Raw genomic sequence first — 19088 nt, 5'->3', positions numbered from 1 at the left:
GCACTTTATGTTCAACCCAGCTAACGAAACCCACTTCAGCCTCAAGGTCGAAGACTACGTCGGCGACCTGCAAGTGCTGTCGTTCACCGGCACCGAAGGCATCAGCCAGCCGTATCGTTTCGACTTGGAATTGGTCAGCGAAAACCCGGATCTGGACCTCGAACAGCTCCTGCATAAGCAGGCGTTCCTGGCGTTCGATCCACAAGGCTCGGGCATCCACGGCCAGATCTACCGCGTCGCTCAGGGCGATGCCGGCAAGCGCCTGACCCGCTACAAAGTGTCGATGGTGCCGCAACTGCAATACCTGCATCACCGCACCAACCAGCGCATCTACCAGCAGATGTCGGCGCCGAAAATCATCGCGCTGATCCTCGAAGAACACGGCATCAAGGGCAACGCCTACAGCTTCCAACTCAGCCAGCCGTGCCCGGATCGCGACTACTGCGTGCAGTACGACGAAACCGACCTGCACTTCGTCCAGCGCCTGTGCGAAGAGGAAGGCATTCACTACCACTTCCAGCACAGCGACAAAGGCCACCTGCTGGTGTTCGGCGACGACCAGACCGTGTTCCCCGATCTCGGCCAGCCGACCGCGTACGTGCAGGGCAGCGGCATGGTCGCCGAAGAACCGGTGATCAAAGGCTTCAAGCTGCGCCTGGAAACCCGCACCAGCCGCACCACGCGCCGCGACTACGACTTCGAAAAACCGCGCCTGCAAATGGAAGCCGCCTACAAACCCGAAGGCGAGAGCACTGAGCCGGATCTGGAAGACTACGACTACCCAGGCCGCTTCATCGACCGCGCGCGCGGCAAGTTCCTCAGCCAACGCGCCCTCGAACGCCATCGCGCCGACTACCGCCAGGCCGAAGGTCGCGGCGACCAGACCAAACTGGTCAGCGGCCACTTCATGGCCATGTCCGACCACCCGCGCAGCGAGTGGAACGACCTGTGGCTGCTCACCGAAATCGTCCACGAAGGCAAGCAGCCGCAAGTCCTCGAAGAAGGCGTGACCAGCGACACCACCGACAACAAGGACGACTTCCACCAGGGCTACCGCAACACCTTCCTCGCCACCCCGTGGGACGTGTTCTACCGCCCGGCCCTCGAACACCCGAAACCACGCGTCCTCGGCAGCCAGACCGCCATGGTCACCGGCCCCAAAGGCGAAGAAATCCACTGCGACCAATACGGCCGCATCAAAGTCCAGTTCCACTGGGACCGCGAAGGCCTCGCCGACGACAAAACCAGCTGCTGGCTGCGCGTCTCCAGCTCCTGGGCCGGCGACCGCTACGGTGCAATCAGCATCCCGCGCATCGGAATGGAAGTCCTCGTCACCTTCCTTGAAGGCGACCCCGACCAACCGCTGGTGACCGGCTGCCTGTATCACAAGGAAAACCCGGTGCCGTACGCACTGCCGGCGAACAAGACTCGCAGCGTGTTCAAAACGCTCAGCTCACCGGGTGGCGGTGGGTACAACGAACTGCGCATCGAAGACAAGAAAGGTGCGGAGCAGATCTACATCCACGCCCAGCGCGATTGGGATGAGAACGTTGAGCATGACCAGAAGATTCGGGTCGGGAATGAACGCCATGACACGGTGGTGAAGAACACCTACACCGAGCTGAAGGCTGAAGAGCACCGCACCACGATCTCTGACCGCAAGATTGAAGCGAAGCTGGATGATCACCTCACGATTGGGCAGAACCAGCATGTGAAGCTGGGGACTGCGCAACTGACCAGCGTGGGGAAAGAAATTCACCTCAAGGCTGGGGACAAGATTGTTATTGAGGCGGGGACAGAGCTGACCATTCTTGGGGGTGGGAGCTTTATCAAGCTCGATGGCGGTGGGGTGACGGTGGTTGGGCCGGTGATCAAGATCAATGCGGGTGGTTCGGCTGGTTCCGGCACGGGCATTGGGATTAAGCCGCCGGTGCTGCCGGGGGCGGCGGATAAGGATAAGGCGGGGAGTTTGATGGATCAGGCGTTGGGGAATGCGGTGCCTGAGAAGGTTAAGCCGAAGGCCTTTTTTGTGTTTTCTGAGTAAAAGACATGAATCGTGCTTTTAAGAAAAAATTGATTATGGGAATGCCAACTGCATCTGTCCCGGTTAGCATGTTTTTTGGTCGAGCTAAAGTGCTATTGAAAATGACAACTTTAACTGCGAAGTCATCAAGTCCGATGGTCGCCAAACAGGAATGGGTTGAGTCAAAGAGCTCGACTGTAAGCTTGCAGGAAGCAAAGAATGACTGACTCCTCGACCCAAAGCACAACTCCGGAAATAATCGTTCCGACGATTAAGTTTGAGTTTCCCATAAGAAAGTCCGATGGGAAGCAGTTTAAAGATGCCGAAGAGATTTATCAGGCTATCGGAACTGAGACGTCAGGGCACTATTTACTGGGAAATAACAGATTCTGGCATGGTGGAATCCATATTAGTGACCTAAGTGCGCCTCAATGTGTACTACAGGAACCTGTGCGTTGTATTGCTGATGGTGAAGTTGTCGCTTATCGCTTGAGCAAGGATTACTTGACATCAACCTTCGGTGAGGGCGAGGGCTCTAAGTCTCTGAAGTATACTAATTCTTTCTGTTTGGTGCGTCACGAATATCATTCACCACCAAATACCGAAGAAGGCGCGAATAAAGGTAAACAGAACAAGCTGACATTTTACAGCTTGTACATGCATTTATTACCGTTTGATCGGTATCCATTGTCACCAGAAGAAGCGCCTAATCAAAGAATCAAAATGATCGCCGGTGGTTTTACTGCGCGTAGCGACGCTAAGGGTGAACCTGGTTGCCATACTTATGGAGCAATCGCTGCAGGCACAGAGTTTGAGATTCTCGAAAAAAAGGGAACAGTTGAGGTTTATGCCAAGGGCAAAATTCTTAAGGGAAGTGTGGCAGGCCGCTCTGTGGGTCAGGAGGCTTGGTTTGCCTACAAAAAAAATGGTGAGGTATATCCTCGAACAACAACTGGTGGCGCCATTGCAGGACCAAGTTGGTTCGAAGTTTTACCTCCGCAGCGAGAAAAACCGAATTATTGGCACGGCAAAGTAAAGGCGACAGTAGGGCCACAACCTTTACCGATATACAGCGCTCCGGCAATACAAGCCAACGGGCAAAATGCGGGGCCACCAGTTGGCTCTATAGCATTGGTAGCTACAAGTGTTGTTACTTTCGACAGCGAAAAAGTTGTCAACCTGAATATCGCTGGAGAGACTAGGCGCATGGCCGAATGCACGCTAATTAGCGGCGGCCCCGGAGGGGGCGGAGCGGTGCCGCCAACGTTTTGGGCTTGCGTCGAAAATGAGCTTCCATCGCCAGCGATGCGGTGGGATACAGTGACTCCCGTTGATGAGGCTTTTGAGAAAGTCGTCATTACCAGTATCGGTATCAAGGCAGGAAATCCTATTGGTTACTTAGGCCTGATGGAAAATCTTCTTGATGAGAGCGGTGAGGCAACTCGCAAGCACCAGGTTCATATCGAGGTCTTTACAACAGATCAAAAATTGGAAGAGTTTTTACAAAATCCAGCTGGGTTGGCCACTGGGAAGAAATTTTTGCGATTGTCCGCAAATAAAACTTTGTTAAAAAAGCCTCCCCAGACGGGAGTTGTGGAGTTGGTTTCGGACCATGCCATTGAACTGAGTAAAGTTCCAATATTCAAAAATCCAGATGAATGGTATGAGCCAAAGGTTGAAGAGGATGGCCAAAGTAAAACAGGCCTAATCGCAAAAGGCGAAGCGGAGATAATCTCTCAGCACGATTGGGAAAAGCTTGGCTTTCGGATTGTAAAGGAGTCGAGTGCTGTCGCAGATGGCTTCCTTGATCCAGATGATATGCCAGAATTTTTTAAAGGCCTATACAGTGACCTAGATAGGCTTGGAAACGCAGACGGGAAAGTTACACCAGAGGATTTTCCTAAGGCATTGCAAAATGCTGAGCTTAGGTCTCATTGGTCAAAGCTTATTGCCTATCATCCAACTGAGTGGAAGGACACGTCCAGCGAAGCGAAGTGGGGTAGATTGCCGCAGATTTTGGAAGGCTCACCAAAGACGCTCGCCCATGAGAAGACACGTATCGATAAATTGGTGTTCTGGAGTGAACTGTCTGGTAAGGCAGAGGTTCCTGCTGATGGACTTGTTTGGCATTTTCATCCGATAGAGTTTATTGAATATATCAAGGTGAAGCCAAAGTTTGAGTTTACTTTGGATATGATGAAAAAGATCTACCCCGGACTTGGCCCGTCGAAATATGTAGACCTTCAGGCGATAGCTGACGAACTCAACGCTAATATTGATTTCTTTAAGCTTGATACACCACTGCGCAGGAGTCATTTTTTTGCACAGGTAATGCAAGAGACAGGACCCACACTAAGTGTGGAAGAAAGCTTCTTGTGGAAGGCTACTTCTCTAATAGCTACGTTCTCGTACTTTTCGAATAACCCTAGTGCGGCACATGCCCTCGGTTATCAGACTGTTAAACCGATAAAGGCCGATGGGACTTCGGTGACGCAAGCGGATTATGTAGAAGTCGCTAATCGAGCATATGGCGGCCGAGCGCAGTTAGGGAATGGAGATTATGCAACTGGTGATGGTTGGAAATTTCGCGGGCGGGGACTGAAGCAGTTAACGGGAAGAGTAAACTATAGAGACTTTACAACATGGTATCGAAGTAATTTAAGCAGGTGGCCAAATGAGGATCACGATTTTATAGAGACCCCAGATTTGTTAGTTCAAATGAAGTATGCGGTTCGTTCGGCAGGCTATTTTTGGGTAGACCATAACTTGCACATAAGGGCAGATGCAGGGCCAACGGAAGCGGCGGTGGATTCAATTACAGATATTGTAAACTATAATACAAATAGTCGCGTAGCAAGAAAGGAGAATTTTAAAAAAATATGGGAAGGAGAATATTTCAAATGAACAAATTCTTGCATGTTGATGTGCAGATAAGAAAGTTTTTAAGAGTTTTTCTTGTGGTTTATGTGTTTGGTTGTTTTGTATCTGCAGCATTTGCAGAAGAAGAGCAGGACGCGGAGGATGTTACTCTTTGTAGTGCTCAGGAAGATATCTATTTCAGCTGCCCGCTTCCGGCTGGGAAAATTGTTTCCGTATGTGCATCAGGTAATGTTAATCCGAACTCCGGTTATGTGCAGTATAGGTATGGTGTACCTGGAAAAATAGAGCTTCTATATCCACAAAGTAAAGTTCCTCCCAAAGGCCGTTTTTATGTAGTTAATGCCTCTGAAGGTAGCGTGAGTTTGAATATAATAAAATTTTATAATGGAAGGTATACATATCTTGTTTCGCAGGCATATAGAAGTTTTTTAACTGTTCTAAAAGATGGAGAGCTTATTTCTAGAAAGTCTTGTGAGAGAGGAAGCTACTCATTCATAAATCGAAAGGCGTTAAAGGGTGTTGAGTCGCTCCCGAAAAGTGCTGAAGATTTTAAGTGAGATTTCGTGACGGGATAAAGTGAGAGAAACGAATAAAAGGGACGGATCTATTTATTAAGGAAAAGGGACGCAAGGAAAAGGGACGCAAGGAAAAGGGACGGATTTATTTTTTAGTCCGTCCCACAGGTACCTCTTACGTATTCACTGTCTGCCTCACCGCTATCAATTCTTCCAAATGGTCCAAAGCGCGTTCCACCATAATTTGTGCACCATCGGCAATTCGGACAAGGGCCACCGCTACGGAGCGGTTCGAGCCTTCGATGTCGTCCGCTAGTTTTGCGGCGATGGCGCTGATGGACAGCATGTCTTGACTGTGAGAGGGGACGGATTTATTTGTTGCGCCAAAATTCTTTGATTTTGAGGCGGAGCGTAAACGTATCCGTTTCGATGGTGGGAAAATTTCTTCGATGGCTGATTCAATGAAAAATATATATTTGCTCCCTTGCTTTTTATCGTTAACCTTTTTGCTATTCAGTTCGGTCGCATTTTCTGCGAGTTTCGACTGTGGCAAAGCTTCGACGGAAGTAGAGAGGAAAATTTGTAGTTCTCCTTCTTTGTCCGCAATGGACGAAAAGCTCAGTGAGGTCTTCAAACCGATAAAAAATCGGCGAGCTTTACAAATAATCGAAAGTGAATGGCTTGAGTCAGAGCGTAACTCTTGTGAGTCAGTGGAGTGTTTAGAGGACTCTTATGTTCGGCAGATACGCTTTCTGTTGCCGGTTCCTATTGCGCCTAGGCCAAATCAGAAAGATATTAAGTTAATGTTGGGTGATAAGCCGTACACACAGTTTGAGCGCTCATGGAAGGTCATTGATTTAGCATGGCTTCCCAATGAAAAAGGGGCTGTCGAACGATTTGTGATCTCCGCAGAAACAATTTCAGGCATGTTGCATGTCATCGTGTTTGAAGGGCATTTTGATGCGGCGATGATTGCGTACCGGGGTAATTTATATGAGTACGTTGATCGCAACGACAGGCCGGTATTGCACACGATTGCGAAAGATATCGGTTTTGACGGTGCTTTGAGTTTGGGTTCAAACGACGAAGGGAAAAGATTCGCGGGAATCTTGGATGGGGCGTTTTACTATCGACAGCAGCTCTCCAAGAATCAGCTGCGGGGGATGGTCTATAAGCTCGGTTCAAAATCTCCGCCGTTGGAAAGCAGTTTGCTGTTCCAGCAGTGGCCAAATACTGATGAAAATGCTGTTAGTGGTTTGACATTCGGTTGGGGTGGTGAGTATGGAAAATTGCAAGCGTACTACTCGCACACCTCAGGGTATGAAACGATAGCGCAGGCTGGTCGGCCCGAGGCTGGTTGGAATATATATGCTCCGATTTGGAGCAAGTCACGGCCGACGTTTTATTTCAAGAATGGTGATGAAACTATTTGGCGTGCCAATGTTGCGGATAAGACGTTAACAAAAATTGCGAAGGCTAGTGATGAAGGAATAATCCAAAATCCTACCCCTGTCGATATTAATGGGCGCGAAGCAGTCGTTTATCTGAATGGATCTACTCTGAAAATGGCTATCTCCCTTGAAGAATAAGCACGACTTAAAAATACACTTTCGCAAGATATTGTTGGAATTTACCTTGAGTAAATATCTTATTCCGGTGCTGCCCGCCGTGCTGATTGGTGGTTTATCTGTGTTGGGGGGACATGCATTTGCTGACGATGCATGTGTCGATATCACTACGAACTCTCAGAGGGAAAGATGTTCTGTGAGTGCCAAGGTTGCTGCAGATAAGCAGTTGAATACCAGTTATCAAGAACTGATGGTTCGGCTCGAAGGTGGATATCAGACCGATCCAGTTCTTGCGGCGAGCCAAAAGGCAACGGTTCAGGAGGCTCAGCGCGCCTGGATCAAACTGCGCGATACCGATTGCCAGGTCGATGCGTTGGAGACGGAACCGGACTCTTCGGCGCATGTGGCAGCGGTGAACAATTGCATCGCCAGTATGAGTCGTGACCGTTCAGTGTTTTTGGACAATATCGCGTCCGATACCGGGAGTGGCCCGACATTTGGACGTGGCTCGTGCCCTACGCAAGACTTTGGACAGTTTCTTCCAGCATTCTCCGCTAATGCCGAATCGCAGAAGCGACTAACTGCGCAGGCCGTGAAGCTGCTGGTATTAAAGGGGACGTCGGATATAGGGCGGATTGTGACCTACGTTACTGCGGAGGTGGGACGCGATATGGCGTTTCCCTTAATGGTGGCCGTGCCCGATGGGAAAGTGGAAGGAATAGAGATCGAGAAGGTGGATGACCGCCACGTTAACGTTGTGGATAAACGCGCCGGCAACAGCAATATCAAGATTTTCAACTTTTCGCGGAAGTCATGCTGGACGCTTGATGGGGTTGAGGACTGGTCGATTCCTGATAAAGAGCTTTCTGTAGCCAGTACGCGGAAAATGAGTCGTGCGGAGAATTTCTGTTGGCAGCGCGGACAAGGATTTGCTGGCTTGGGCGGCCTTGAGCAATACCGACTGACAGGAGAACTTTTTGAGGCGACTTTGGAAAATTACCTGTGCGCGGCCGCTTCAGGCGATCCTATATCTAGTTCGGCTGCGGCCGGGCTAAGTCTGTCGGGTATGGCCCCGCAATTGGAATACGGCAAAGTTGAGGCTCTTTTCAAGGCAGCAGCCGTTGATTCGCCGAGCGGTGCTGAGTCGTTGGCTGGCTTCTATTGTTTTGGCAATGAATTGGCCGGTTCAGGACCCTGCCAGCGCCCGCTGGACGTTGAAAAAGAGTTGATTCGTGCTACCACCATGGGATCAACGCATGCATTCGTTTCGTTAGGCGATTATTGGAAAAGCGGCGATCTAGGAAAGAAAGATACTCCTCGCGCCTTGGCCTGTTATCAGCTTGCTGCCGACAAAGGTAACGACTCGGGCATCAATGCGATTAAGCGACTTCAGTCCGAAGTGGCCGAACCGATAGTGGCCAGCAGCTGCTTTTAGTGCGGTTAAGTGAAGACGGGCGTTTACAGCGCCCGGCGCCTTTTCACCTCGATGTGATCAAACGCGTTCCGCCATCATGGCTAACGCGTTTTCATATGCGCTGAGCCAGAATCCGCAGCGCTTAAACGTTTAATACTTGAGCATCTGACGACCGCGATTTTCCTTTAAACTCCCCACCCCCAAGGAATGCGCTCAGGACACGGAATGCCAGCCCCCTCGAACTCCCTTCGCCCAGCGTTAGTGCTCTGGCTATACGCCGCCGCAGTCGTGCACATACTCGCCGGCCTCACCCTGACCTGGGCCGGTCACTCCGGATTACTCGACGGCTACCTGCACAATCTCGAACTCGCATTCTGGGGCGCTGATGCGGTTCCCACCGCCGGCCACGAACAACAAGTCTGGTGGCTCGCGCTGTTCGGCGCGACGCTGCAAAGTTATTCGCTGTACATGCTCGCGCTGGTGCACTTGGGTAATCGCTTGAAAACCCCGGCAGTCTGGGGCTGGTTGAGCGCCGGCATCCTGTTATGGGCGCCGCAGGACATGTGGCTTTCAGCGCAACAACAGGTCTGGTCGCACCTGTGGCTCGACGGTTTTGCGTTGCTGGTGTTGGTGCCGCCGTTATTCTGGCTGTATCGGCATGACCGCCGCAAATCCCCTTCAGAAAAGACTCCGAGCCAATCCAACCCGTTTGCCGGCGGCACTTTCAAGCGTGTGCTAATCACCGGCGGCACCGGGTTCATCGGTGAAACCTTGGTCAATCAATTACTCGACGCGGGCCACTCGGTCAGCGTACTGACGCGCGATCCATTGAGCGCAGCCAATCTATTCAACGGCCGCGTCCGCTGCGTGCATTCGCTCAGCGAACTCAGCCACGACGAAGCCTTCGACGTAGTGATCAATCTCGCCGGTGCCCCCGTCGCCGGCCCGCGCTGGACTCCCAAACGTCAGGCGCAATTGCTCGCCAGCCGAGTCGGCACCACCGAAGCGCTGATGACCTGGCTGAAGAACACCAAGCACAAACCCGCGCTATGGATTCAAGCCTCGGCCATCGGTTTCTACGGCGTGCGCGATGCCAGCGAAAGCCTCGACGAACACGCCAGCAAAGGCGATGGGTTCATGGCCGAACTCTGCGGACGTTGGGAAGCCGCCGCGCAACCGGCTACGGAATTTGGCGTGCGTCAGGTGGTGCTGCGCCTCGGCGTGGTCTTCGGCCCGGGCGGTGCGTTGACACCGTTGCTGCTGCCGTTCCGCCTGGGTTTCGGCGGGCGCATGGGCGATGGTCGGCAGATCATGAGTTGGGTGCATCGTGACGATGTGCTTCAGGTGATCGCGCGGGCGTTCAACGACGACACTCTGCGTGGCACCTACAACATGGTCGCGCCCGAGACGGTCAGTCAGGCAGCGTTCGCCGAGCAGGCCGGCAAGGTCCTCAAGCGTCCGGTGTGGTTGCACATTCCCGCCGCGCCAGTGCGTGCAATGGCGGGGGAGATGGCGCAGTTGTTCTTCGATGGTCAGCGCGTGGTGCCGCAGCGTTTGACCGAGGCCGGCTACACATTCCGCTACCCAACCCTCGACGCCGCTCTGCGCGATCTGACCTGAGGATCGCTCATGAGCAAGCCGTTGATGTACCTGCTGGCCGGCAACGGCAGCGCTGCCGATTGGTGGGATGACGCGCTGCCGCACTTTCAGCGCTACGACGTGGTGCCGCTGGAGTTGCCGGGCTTCGGCACGAATCCACAACCGCCCTGCGAGGATCTGGCGGACTACGCGCAGACCTTGTTGGCGATGACGCAGAAGGGCAGCGCGATCATGGCAGTCGGGGTTAATGCCTTGCTTGTATTGCATGCGTTGCAGCGTCGGCCCGGGCACTTTTCCCGCAGCGTTTTGTTGGCGCCGGTCGGTGCGTTTTTGTGGCAGCGTCGCTTGCCGGCGCTGATGTCACCGCTGCCGATCCGCAAGACCATCCACTGGCTGCTGTCGAACAAACCCACGCTGTTCGCCCGCAAGTTTTCCAACCAGACTTGGACGCCCGCGCAGTACCAGCGCATGGGCGCCGGCTATGCGCGCTGCCGTGCGTTTGTGCCGCACTGGGATTTGATTCGTGCCGACACTGCGCTGCCGCTGCTGGAGTGGATCACCGATCCGGTCGAGCTGGTTTGGGGCGATCAGGACGCGGTGCTCGGCATCGAGCAAGCGGCGGCGTGGTCGGCGATTCTCGCCCGCGCTGATCTGACCATCAGCCTCAAATCTGGTTGGGGTCATTACCCGTGGATCGACTCGCCCGCCGAATTCGCCGAGTGGCTGGAGTCGGGCGAGCGCGGGTTTGTCGCCCACACCAAGGGCGGGCGTTTGCGCCTGGCTGAACTGGCGCGGCAACCGGTGCCGGCGGCACTGACGCTCAACGATTGCAGCGATCCGCGTCTGCCGACGTTCCTCGCCGCCCAACCCCACGTGACCTGGGCGGTGCGCTCCTCCAGTTATGGCGAGGATCAGGCCGATTCGGCGAATGCCGGTTTGAGCACCACCTATCTGCGCGAGCCGTCCGCCAATGTGCCGAAACGCATTGCCGAACTGACGGCCGAAGGTGTCGAGGAAGTGGTGGTGCAGCGCTTCATCACCCCGGTCGTTTCCGGCATCGCTTTCGTGCGCCATCTCTCGGTAGAACTTGAGTGGGTGGAAGGCCATCTCGAATCGCTCGCCGACGGTCATGTCAGCCCCTCTCGGGCAACGCTTTCGCAGCTCGGCGATGCCTGGCGCAGCGGCACGTTCACGCCGTCCCACGGTTTGACCGAAGACCTGCTCTGGCGCTTTCTGCAAGACGTGCTGCGCGTGTTCCACTACGTGCCCGGCGACGTCGAATGGGCCTGGGACGGCTCACAACTGTGGCTGCTGCAATACCGGCCGATCAGCGATTACGGCTGGCGCCGCCACCTGACCGCCGCCAACATCGCCGAGATCCTGCCGCCGCAACCGAGCGTGTTGGTGGAATACGCCCAGCGCCGAGCCGCCGCGAGTATCCCGGCGATCATGGCGCGTTGGGATGCGCGGGTGCTGCAGGACAACGAGCCGTTCACCGCGGTGTTCGGCGGCGCGTCCTACATCAACAATGATCTGTTTCTCGCCCGGCTGGCCGACTGGGGCATCAGCGCGAGTAACTACGCTGGTGAAGTCGGTGGCGCGACTCCGCATCTGCCGTGGCAACCGCTGAAGATGCTGCGTTCGTTGCTGCTGTTTTTGCGTATGCAACGCAAGGCTCGCGGGCATTTGCTGAATCTTGAAAACGGCTTGCAGCGCTTCGATCGGGAACTGGCCGAACTCGTCGCCCAAGCTGCCGATGGCCAACAACTAGCGGACTGGTTCACCCGGTTTTACGTGTTCGTGGTGCAAGGCAATCTGTGCATCGCTACAGCGCTGGCCAGCAGCGGCGGTGACTGGCTGGGCCGCCCGCCAACCGCTTACGACAACCTTGAAAACAGTCCGCATCGATTGCCGTGGGAAACCGATCCCGCTACGCCTAGACCCGCGTCGAGTGAGCTGCCATTACAGCCATTCCCGCAATGGCCAGGGCTGATCCGTCTCGCGCATTCGAGCGGCCTGCCGGGCTTGCGCGGCTACTACCTGCAAGTACGCGAGTGGTATCGCGACAACCTGATGCGCATCTTCTTCCGTCTGCACCACGCCATGCCGCTGGCGGATCGCGAACACTGGTTTGCGCCGCATCCCGAGGTGCGCACCCGAGACGGCAGCTTCTGGCAGGACGGTCGCGAAGGTGCGGAGCAGGCGACCGGGTTCATGATTTATCCGGGACAGGTGCAAGGCATCCTCGGCGCCGACATCCTGCTCGAAGACACCCTCGATCCGGGGCGGCACGCGCATTACCAAACCGCGCGGGCGGTGATTGCGCGGATGGGTGGGCGCTTGTCGCATGGCTCGACTCTGTTGCGTGAGTTGCGCAAGCCGTCGGCGGTGATACCGCAGGTGGATCCGGCGTGGGTGGGGTGTGAGGTGGTGTATCGGGATGGGGATTTGGAATTGATCAATTCGAAGGATGCGAAGTGAAACTACGATGCCTCCGCGAATTGATCTTTGGTCTGTTCGCGTTTTTACAGGTGGATTATGTGACTGCCGCAGGTCCTGTATTGGTCGGTAACGAGCCCGGCCAGTCGCCGGTTGCGCAAGGCCCGACCGAGACAGTTGTAGACATGGGGTCGTGTCGGTTCTCCATGCCGCTGCTGCAGAACCAATGGCTGAAGTTCGACGATTTCTATTCGGTATTTATCGCAGCCAAACAACTGCCCAAACCTTCCAGCGCCCCCAGCTTGTGGCAAGCGCAGACGTCGAGTGGTGCCGACTGGCACTTCGAGAAACATGGCGACCTGAGCCAGCCGTGGTTTGGTTTGATGTGTGAAAACTCGGAGTACTTTTCGCTTCTCACCGACTGGAAACCCCCAGCAGACGATGCGTTTGCGGTGCAAATCCTGCGTGACGACAACGACCGCAGGTGCCCGGCGACGCTTACCTATCAGGGCTGGGTGCCCAATTCGCTCGCGGGTCGTGCGAACACCTACACCTTCGAGCAATGGGGCGGGGAGAGTTCTTCGGGTTTCATCTTCGGTTTCCACGACAAGTCACGACGGCACATTACCCGCATCGCTTTTTGCCTGCTGAGGGGCAAAGACGTGCTGATCGGCTCGGCGGAATCAGGTTCATCCGCCCCGCTGGCGATCAGCAACGAAGGGTTCGAGCAAATCAGGAAAGCGGTGCGCGGCATTGCCTTCGAATGAACACACCCAAAATGAATTGCGTCGATGGAGTTACAGCGTGAAAGGATTTTCGGTTCTTCTCGGCAGCTTGATATTGGCTGCCGCGTCCATGGCATTCGCTGCTGATCCAACCTTCAAGGATTACACCGTCACGCCAGTTTTCACCGGCCCCAACCATAAGCTGGTGCCGCAAGAAAACAGCAGCCCAATGATGGATCAGGCACGGGTGCAAGCCCTGAAAGGCAAGGTCAACTTCGCCGGCCATTACATCCTGCACAGGCTCGGCTGTGGCGGCAGCGCCATTTGCGGCGAAGTGCTGGACGCTCAGACTGGGGAAGTCGTTGGCGGTCTGCCGAATGCTTACGACGGCAGCAACTTCGGCATGGTTTACCAGCCCGACAGCCGCTTGATCATCGTCTCCGGCATCACGCTCGACGGCGAAGAAGATGCGCAGGGGAATGCTTTGGAAAGTGGTAATCGGGATCGTTACTACGAGTTTGTGAACAATGAATTTCGACTGCTGAGCATGACCGACGTGGAATCGTCGCCGATGGATGAGGAGTGAGTGGATGCATCGTCTTCTCGCGGGCAGCCTTTCGCTGCTGCTCTCTCTGCCAGCCTTCGCCGCGCCTTCGGACGCCTTTACCCAGCGCGATGTCATGCAGTGCGGCGGTGTTGAAGTGGTGTTGGTGTCGTCCTGCCGATCGGTGACGGTGGATGGTGCGCAAACCCACGTCATCCCGGTTTGCTCCGACCAGACCATCAACATCGGTAGTAAGGTGCTTCGACGCGATATCAGCAAAGTTTCACAACTCACTTCCGACGGTGCGAAGACGAAAATGTTGAGCAATGTTGTTGTGGCGATGGATTGCGTGGAAGGCACCAAGGGCAGTCTTGTTTCGATAGGCGGATATGGCGGTTGTGGTGCCTGCGCGGAGTGGCATGGGTATTACTCGACAGCAGGGCGATTGGAGCAATACAGCTTCGATAATAACCAACGCTCTTTTGGCTCGAAGGGATCTCGGGAAGAGTTGATCAAGGCCTATGGTGTTACGAAGAGACAGTTAATGTCAGAAAGCCCGGCGGTGAAGAGGATCGTCTATGGTCAGCCTTAAGTGGGTAGTGATGATCAGCTGCCTTTTTGCCGCCACAAGCGCTCTTGCCGAGGACCCGCCCATAGTCGGTATCGACGGACACACCGTGACGTTTCGAGCGACCAAATGGACGATGCCCGGTGTGGAATCACTGACCGCATGGTTCACCGCCAACGGCAAAACCTTCCCGGTCTTCAGCGCCGACGTTGGCGCCGATGGACACTCCGATTGGCTCAGCCCTGACAAGAAAACCTTGTTACTCGACCCAGTGATCTTCGGCATGTTGTCGCTCGAAAATGGCGAAGAAAAACTTGAATCGCAACAGCATTGCGTTGTGATCTCCATGGAGACCGGTTGCGTGCTGGCTGATCGTTGGGCGACTTTTTGTGTCGGTCAGTGGAAGGGCAATCAATGGGTTTCCGAAGACGGCGATGTGCTCACTCCCACCCTAGAGACGACGTCCCCAAAGGACTTGCTGAAATATGCCTCAAGTATCGGGCCGGCACAGTCCCGCGCAGAGTCCATCGAATCGAGCCTGAACTTTCTAAGTCCAGAGTCCTACATGGCGTGCCATCCCCCAGCGCAGAATATTCGGGTCTACAACGACCTCGGTTTGTATCTGGCCGAGGGCGGTAGAGATGAGCTGGCGCTGAAGTTTTATCGCGGCGTTGAGGCCGTTGGTAAACGCACGGTACTGATGTTGAACATCGCCGATTCACTCTGGCGTCTCGATCGCAAAGACGAAGCGCAGCGCTATTACAGCCAGTACCGCGACGCGATGAGCGCCGACGGCAAGACGCAGAAAATACCTCAACGTGTCGTTGAGCGATCCGCCATTCAGGGAATGAAAAATTGAACATGTTTGCGCGTTTTATCGCGTTGTCCTTTGGATGCCTGTTTGCCTCCTGCGCGATGGCCGAGGACAACTGCAAAGAAATCACCGTGAGCGCCCAGGTCGATCGGTGTGTGGAGGCAACTCGCAAAGAAGCCGACACGCAACTCAATGCCAGCTACAAGAAACTGCTGGGACGGTTTGAGACTCAACAACGGCGTGACCCTGAGCAGGGTAAGGCGCTGGTCGCCATGGCCAGAGAATCCCAGCGCGCCTGGATCAAGCTACGCGACACCACATGCCCGCTTGAAGCCACGGAAATCGAGCCTGGGGTGTCAGCGCATGTCACGACGATCAACAACTGCATGGCAAGACTGAGTCTGGAGCGTGCGGCTTACCTGGACACAATCGTCGCTGATGAGCCGGGTAATGTAGTTGATTTTAACAAGGTGTACCTCTCCGGCTCCCAACGCTTCGGCGATGTCGTGGCACGTTATGTCAGCACCTTTGGCAGCCCATGTCTGACGTTGCAGATTCTGGCGCCCAACGGCGGTTGGAGAGTGCTGTCCTCCAAGCGGTTTTGCAGTTTTGACGGCAAATCGTTTTGGAATGGTTATGCCAGTGCATTGTTTGAGGATCATGCATTTGCTGCCGATGGTTTACACCTGACGCTCAGCTTGTTCGAGCTTCGTGGGGAAGGAGAGAAGCGGCTCGCTTGTGTGATACCGATCCAGAATGAGCGAATTAAAGAACTGAAGTGCGGCGCGCCTGAACCCGGTGCCTAATCGGACGAGCTCTATTGGGGTGTATTCGGACATCATTTGATTGAATCAAGGATTGAAGAAAGTGAAACGCGTATTGCAGGGCGTTCTCTGCGCTCTAACTTGTTGTGTCACTGTACCGGGTTCTCCCGCGCTCGCTGCGCCCCAAGTCCTGAAGGAAATTCCGGCTAGCTTGCTGGGTGATGCATCACGGCAAAAGGTGTTTGTGCTGGCGGGTGATGCGGACGAAGTTTCTAACCGATTGTTGATTGCGCCGGAACAAGCGCGTGACGAGGACATCTTGCTCGATACGTCGAAGGCGCTGCCTCTGATCAAGAGTCAGTACTCGTCTGCGCTTCAGGGGGTCTTCAGCGTCCATGTACTCAAAGGTCGCCCTGGCGTCATGACTGTCATTGATCCGCAGGCTGAGGAAGCTGTGGTCAAGCAGCCGTTCGTTGAGGCAGGGGATTACATCGCGCTGGTAACCAGCGAAGAAGATAACGCGGTTTACAACTTCAACCTGTTGTTCGCCTTCAATAGAAGTTCAAGGCAGTTTGAGCTAAAGCAAATATTGCAGTTGGTTAACAACGAGTATTGCGATCGCTCGCTCATCAGCGTGGCGGAGTTGCCGGTGCGGACATTGGGCTCTATCACTCTGGCGTCCTTCGATGGGTTCGAGGCTCTTCAAAAGCTGCGGGCTGCGAACATTAGCGGACCTCAGGGCGGTTATAAAAAACTCATGACTGTCTATTCGGCGGACCTGCTGGATACGGCGCTGGCGGCGTATCGGAAGGGTGACAGCAGCTCTTTCAAAAGAGTGATGAGTGAGGCACTGATGGGCGATGATTCACATGGCGCGTGTTCTCCTGAGAGTTATATCACCGGAAAATACTACTTCCGACAGCATCCTGGCTGGTCCAACGACCTCGGTTTTCTGCTCGGCGAAGCGGGTTACTACGTAGAGTCCATTGAACTGTTGAATGCGGTAATTGCACACAACCCAGAGCGGGCGGTGGCTTACCTGAATCTTGCAGATAGCTATTGGGCTATGAACGATAAAGAGCGAGCAGTGCCGGCGTACAAGCAATACGCATCGCGTATGTCGGAAGCGGGAAAGGCTTCGAAGATCCCGGCGAGGGTGGTTGAGCGCAGCGCTGTGGCGCCCGAGGCGTGACCAGCGCTCGGTGAGTTGCTGAAAGCATGTTTTTTATTACCCATGAACCGCTAAAGGAATGTTCGGTTTGAAATTTTCGTCTGCATTGTTTTCCGCGGTGCTCGTTTTTGTTCCTCTGTCGGCTTATAGCGAGGTCACGACCGAGGTTTTTTGCTTCCGCTCCTACGAAGGCAAACCCATAAATTTTGAATTCCGAACCTATTACGACTCTGTCGCCAAATGGAGCGGTGCTGGCGTCAAGTACAGCAAGTCAAAAAAGGCTATTGGGCTGGTTCATCGCAGTACTGAACAAGAAGAACTCGTGTATGGCCGGCCCTACCAGTACACGACCACTTGGGTTGAAGTAGTTGATGGCGCACTGACAGGTGAGTATCAGATGGTCACTCAGGGTGGCCGGGTTGATGCGATGTCGTATACGAATTACAAATCCGCAAAGAAGTATTCGTTTGAAAACGATTACAACGTGGATTCGAAACCTGAAACAGGTTGCCAGTGGTGAAGCAGGGAATATTCAGAAAGGGGACTTAACGTCCCCTTTTTTCATCCACAAACTTCGCTACGGCTTGGCCGCCACGCTTCGCACTTCGATCTGGTCGAGCGTCCCTTCCACCATCAGTCGCACACCGTCCGCCATTCTGCTCAGGGCCAGCGCCACCGAGCGGCGGGAGCCGTGGAGATCGTCGGCGAGGTCACAGGCGATGACGCTGATGGACAGCAGGTCTTCGGAGGCGTTGGCCATGAGGGCTTCGGCGTCGGTGCCGGGGGAGAGTTTGAAGAGGCCGTTTTCACGTTTGGGATGTGGTTCGACGGATGGTTTGAAATGGTGGTCGAGGGCGCGCTCGGCGGCTTCGTGGAATTTCTTTGATTCCAGGGTTTCGTAGGGCGAAACGTCTGGGTTTTCGGGGGGATTGGGTGTTGGTTTGATCATAGGTATTTTCCGAGTTATGGAGCCAACACCGTTTCGCTTGCTTCGAAAGGGTGGCAGCTGTGTATAGGTGTGCAAGACCGGACTCGGAAACCGGCAGACCCGAAGGCCTCCCATACACAGCCGCCATAACAGTTCGCGAGCATAGGAAAACACTCGGCGAATAGCCATAACTGAATGCATGACGAGTCTGGACTTGCACGTCCGTATCACCGATTTTGCGGCGACCCACAAAGCCTATCCCCACCGCACCAACTCGCCTAGTTCACGCACAGCCCCGCACTTTGCAGGAAATTTCCCATAAATTCGCGGGCCGGAAGATCAAAAGATCGCAGGCTTCGCCGGCTCCTACAGGGATGTGTTTCAACAGGTGTAGGAAAGGTGAGTGGTGAGACGCCGAGCGTCTCGGGATGCATTCCCACGCGGAGCGGGGGAACGATCAGTGGGCGAGCGCTGAATCGTGACTTGGCAGTCATCGTGCGGGGAATAGTCAGCATCCTCTTCCAACAGCGTCAGATACTGGCGTTATCGTCCGAATCCCTTACACTGCCCCGGCCGTTCATTTTCCTTTTGAGGCTGTGCGCATGAAATTTCGTTTTCTTCTGTGGATGATGGGTTTGTTGATGGGTAAGGCCAGCCGGACAAATCCTGCGTTCCAGCAGCAGTTGGGTGACAAGGATTTGGTGTTTCAGTTGCAGACGCTGGACGGGAAAGTGGCGCGGCATTTCGTGGTCAAGGATCAGCGCATCACCAGCAAGTCTGGCGTGGTGGCAGAGCCGGCGTTTGCGATTGCGTTTAAAGATGCCGGTTATGGCTTCGCGACGATGCAGGCGAAGAACAAGCAGTTGGCGTTTATGCAGGGGATTCAGGACAAGTCGATCCAGCTCAAGGGCAACCCGGCGCTGGTGATGTGGTTTCAGGGGTTGATGAAGTATTTGAAGCCAAGAAAGGCTAAGGCTTAAGAAGGTGCTGGCTTGAACAGATCCATGCGCGCGCACTGAATAACGGTGCGCTTGTCTTGTAAGGCCATCATTGCGGCTCGTAAAGACAGCCGGACTGTCATTTCTATCAGGTGTTTTGTGCGTCATGGCGATGCTCTACTCAAGTTCCAGTTCCAG

General features: G+C 54.4%; 17 protein-coding genes. 15 read left to right on the top strand and 2 right to left on the bottom strand.

The genetic code is table 11. The features are described 5' to 3' along the window. Positions 1-7 precede the first annotated feature (7 nt). The 3 genes from AC3IUF_RS29270 (at position 8) to AC3IUF_RS29260 (ending at position 5460) form a co-directional block, all read left to right on the top strand. A complete protein-coding gene (locus tag AC3IUF_RS29270) occupies positions 8-2044 on the top strand; it encodes a type VI secretion system Vgr family protein (RefSeq protein ID WP_489279958.1) in 2037 nt (678 codons plus the stop codon). A gap of 198 nt (positions 2045-2242) precedes the next feature. Beyond that, positions 2243-4927 carry a glycoside hydrolase family 19 protein gene (locus AC3IUF_RS29265; protein ID WP_007920306.1) on the top strand — a complete coding sequence of 895 codons (2685 nt, stop codon included), beginning with the start codon at positions 2243-2245 and terminating at the stop codon, positions 4925-4927. Then, on the top strand, positions 4924-5460 hold the full coding sequence (locus AC3IUF_RS29260) for a hypothetical protein (protein ID WP_080750725.1): 537 nt from the start codon (positions 4924-4926) through the stop codon (positions 5458-5460). The genes AC3IUF_RS29265 and AC3IUF_RS29260 overlap by 4 nt, the downstream gene beginning before the upstream one ends. A gap of 133 nt (positions 5461-5593) precedes the next feature. Here the strand turns inward: AC3IUF_RS29260 and AC3IUF_RS29255 are convergent, their stop codons facing one another. Next, positions 5594-6052 carry a DUF6124 family protein gene (locus tag AC3IUF_RS29255; protein WP_253756613.1) on the bottom strand — a complete coding sequence of 153 codons (459 nt, stop codon included), beginning with the start codon at positions 6050-6052 and terminating at the stop codon, positions 5594-5596. 169 nt (positions 6053-6221) lie between these two features. On the opposite strand from AC3IUF_RS29255, the gene AC3IUF_RS29250 reads away from it, so the two are divergent. From AC3IUF_RS29250 to AC3IUF_RS29200, 11 genes are all read left to right on the top strand, one after another. Further along, positions 6222-7007 (top strand): hypothetical protein, encoded by a 786-nt coding sequence (locus AC3IUF_RS29250; protein ID WP_489279955.1) that lies wholly within the window; start codon positions 6222-6224, stop codon positions 7005-7007. Between the two features lie 46 nt (positions 7008-7053). Further along, entirely contained in the window at positions 7054-8421 is a 1368-nt protein-coding gene (locus AC3IUF_RS29245) for a lysozyme inhibitor LprI family protein (RefSeq protein ID WP_489281717.1), read from the top strand. Between the two features lie 204 nt (positions 8422-8625). Next, positions 8626-10020, top strand: coding sequence for a TIGR01777 family oxidoreductase (locus AC3IUF_RS29240; RefSeq protein ID WP_489279953.1), 1395 nt, complete (start codon positions 8626-8628; stop codon positions 10018-10020). A 9-nt stretch (positions 10021-10029) separates the two neighbouring features. Then, positions 10030-12480, top strand: a complete 2451-nt coding sequence (locus tag AC3IUF_RS29235) for an alpha/beta hydrolase (protein ID WP_489279951.1) — start codon at positions 10030-10032, stop codon at positions 12478-12480. Beyond that, complete coding sequence (locus AC3IUF_RS29230; protein WP_322845270.1) at positions 12477-13205, top strand: hypothetical protein; 729 nt, start codon at positions 12477-12479, stop codon at positions 13203-13205. Before AC3IUF_RS29235 ends, AC3IUF_RS29230 begins: the two co-directional genes overlap by 4 nt. 88 nt (positions 13206-13293) lie before the next feature. Next, on the top strand, positions 13294-13749 hold the full coding sequence (locus tag AC3IUF_RS29225) for a hypothetical protein (RefSeq protein WP_122596935.1): 456 nt from the start codon (positions 13294-13296) through the stop codon (positions 13747-13749). Positions 13750-13753: 4 nt separating this feature from the next. Then, on the top strand, positions 13754-14299 hold the full coding sequence (locus AC3IUF_RS29220) for a hypothetical protein (protein WP_489279950.1): 546 nt from the start codon (positions 13754-13756) through the stop codon (positions 14297-14299). Beyond that, positions 14286-15134, top strand: a complete 849-nt coding sequence (locus AC3IUF_RS29215) for a tetratricopeptide repeat protein (protein WP_489279948.1) — start codon at positions 14286-14288, stop codon at positions 15132-15134. The genes AC3IUF_RS29220 and AC3IUF_RS29215 overlap by 14 nt, the downstream gene beginning before the upstream one ends. Before the next feature lie 2 nt (positions 15135-15136). Further along, positions 15137-15895: a lysozyme inhibitor LprI family protein gene (locus tag AC3IUF_RS29210; RefSeq protein ID WP_489279946.1), complete on the top strand. Its 759-nt coding sequence runs from the start codon at positions 15137-15139 to the stop codon at positions 15893-15895. A gap of 61 nt (positions 15896-15956) precedes the next feature. Further along, entirely contained in the window at positions 15957-17045 is a 1089-nt protein-coding gene (locus AC3IUF_RS29205; RefSeq protein ID WP_489279944.1) for a tetratricopeptide repeat protein, read from the top strand. Between the two features lie 67 nt (positions 17046-17112). Beyond that, positions 17113-17544: a hypothetical protein gene (locus AC3IUF_RS29200; protein WP_489279942.1), complete on the top strand. Its 432-nt coding sequence runs from the start codon at positions 17113-17115 to the stop codon at positions 17542-17544. Between the two features lie 57 nt (positions 17545-17601). Here AC3IUF_RS29200 and AC3IUF_RS29195 read toward each other — a convergent pair whose 3' ends face one another. Continuing rightward, positions 17602-17973 (bottom strand): DUF6124 family protein, encoded by a 372-nt coding sequence (locus AC3IUF_RS29195; RefSeq protein ID WP_007920326.1) that lies wholly within the window; start codon positions 17971-17973, stop codon positions 17602-17604. A gap of 581 nt (positions 17974-18554) precedes the next feature. Here AC3IUF_RS29195 and AC3IUF_RS29190 point away from each other — a divergent pair. Continuing rightward, on the top strand, positions 18555-18932 hold the full coding sequence (locus AC3IUF_RS29190) for a helicase (protein WP_414894559.1): 378 nt from the start codon (positions 18555-18557) through the stop codon (positions 18930-18932). The last annotated feature ends 156 nt before the right edge of the window (positions 18933-19088 follow it).

The sequence above is a fragment of the Pseudomonas sp. KH_040 genome (assembly GCF_057839305.1).
The sequence above is the reverse complement of the archived record's forward strand: the minus strand, read 5'-3'. Positions and strand labels throughout refer to the sequence as shown.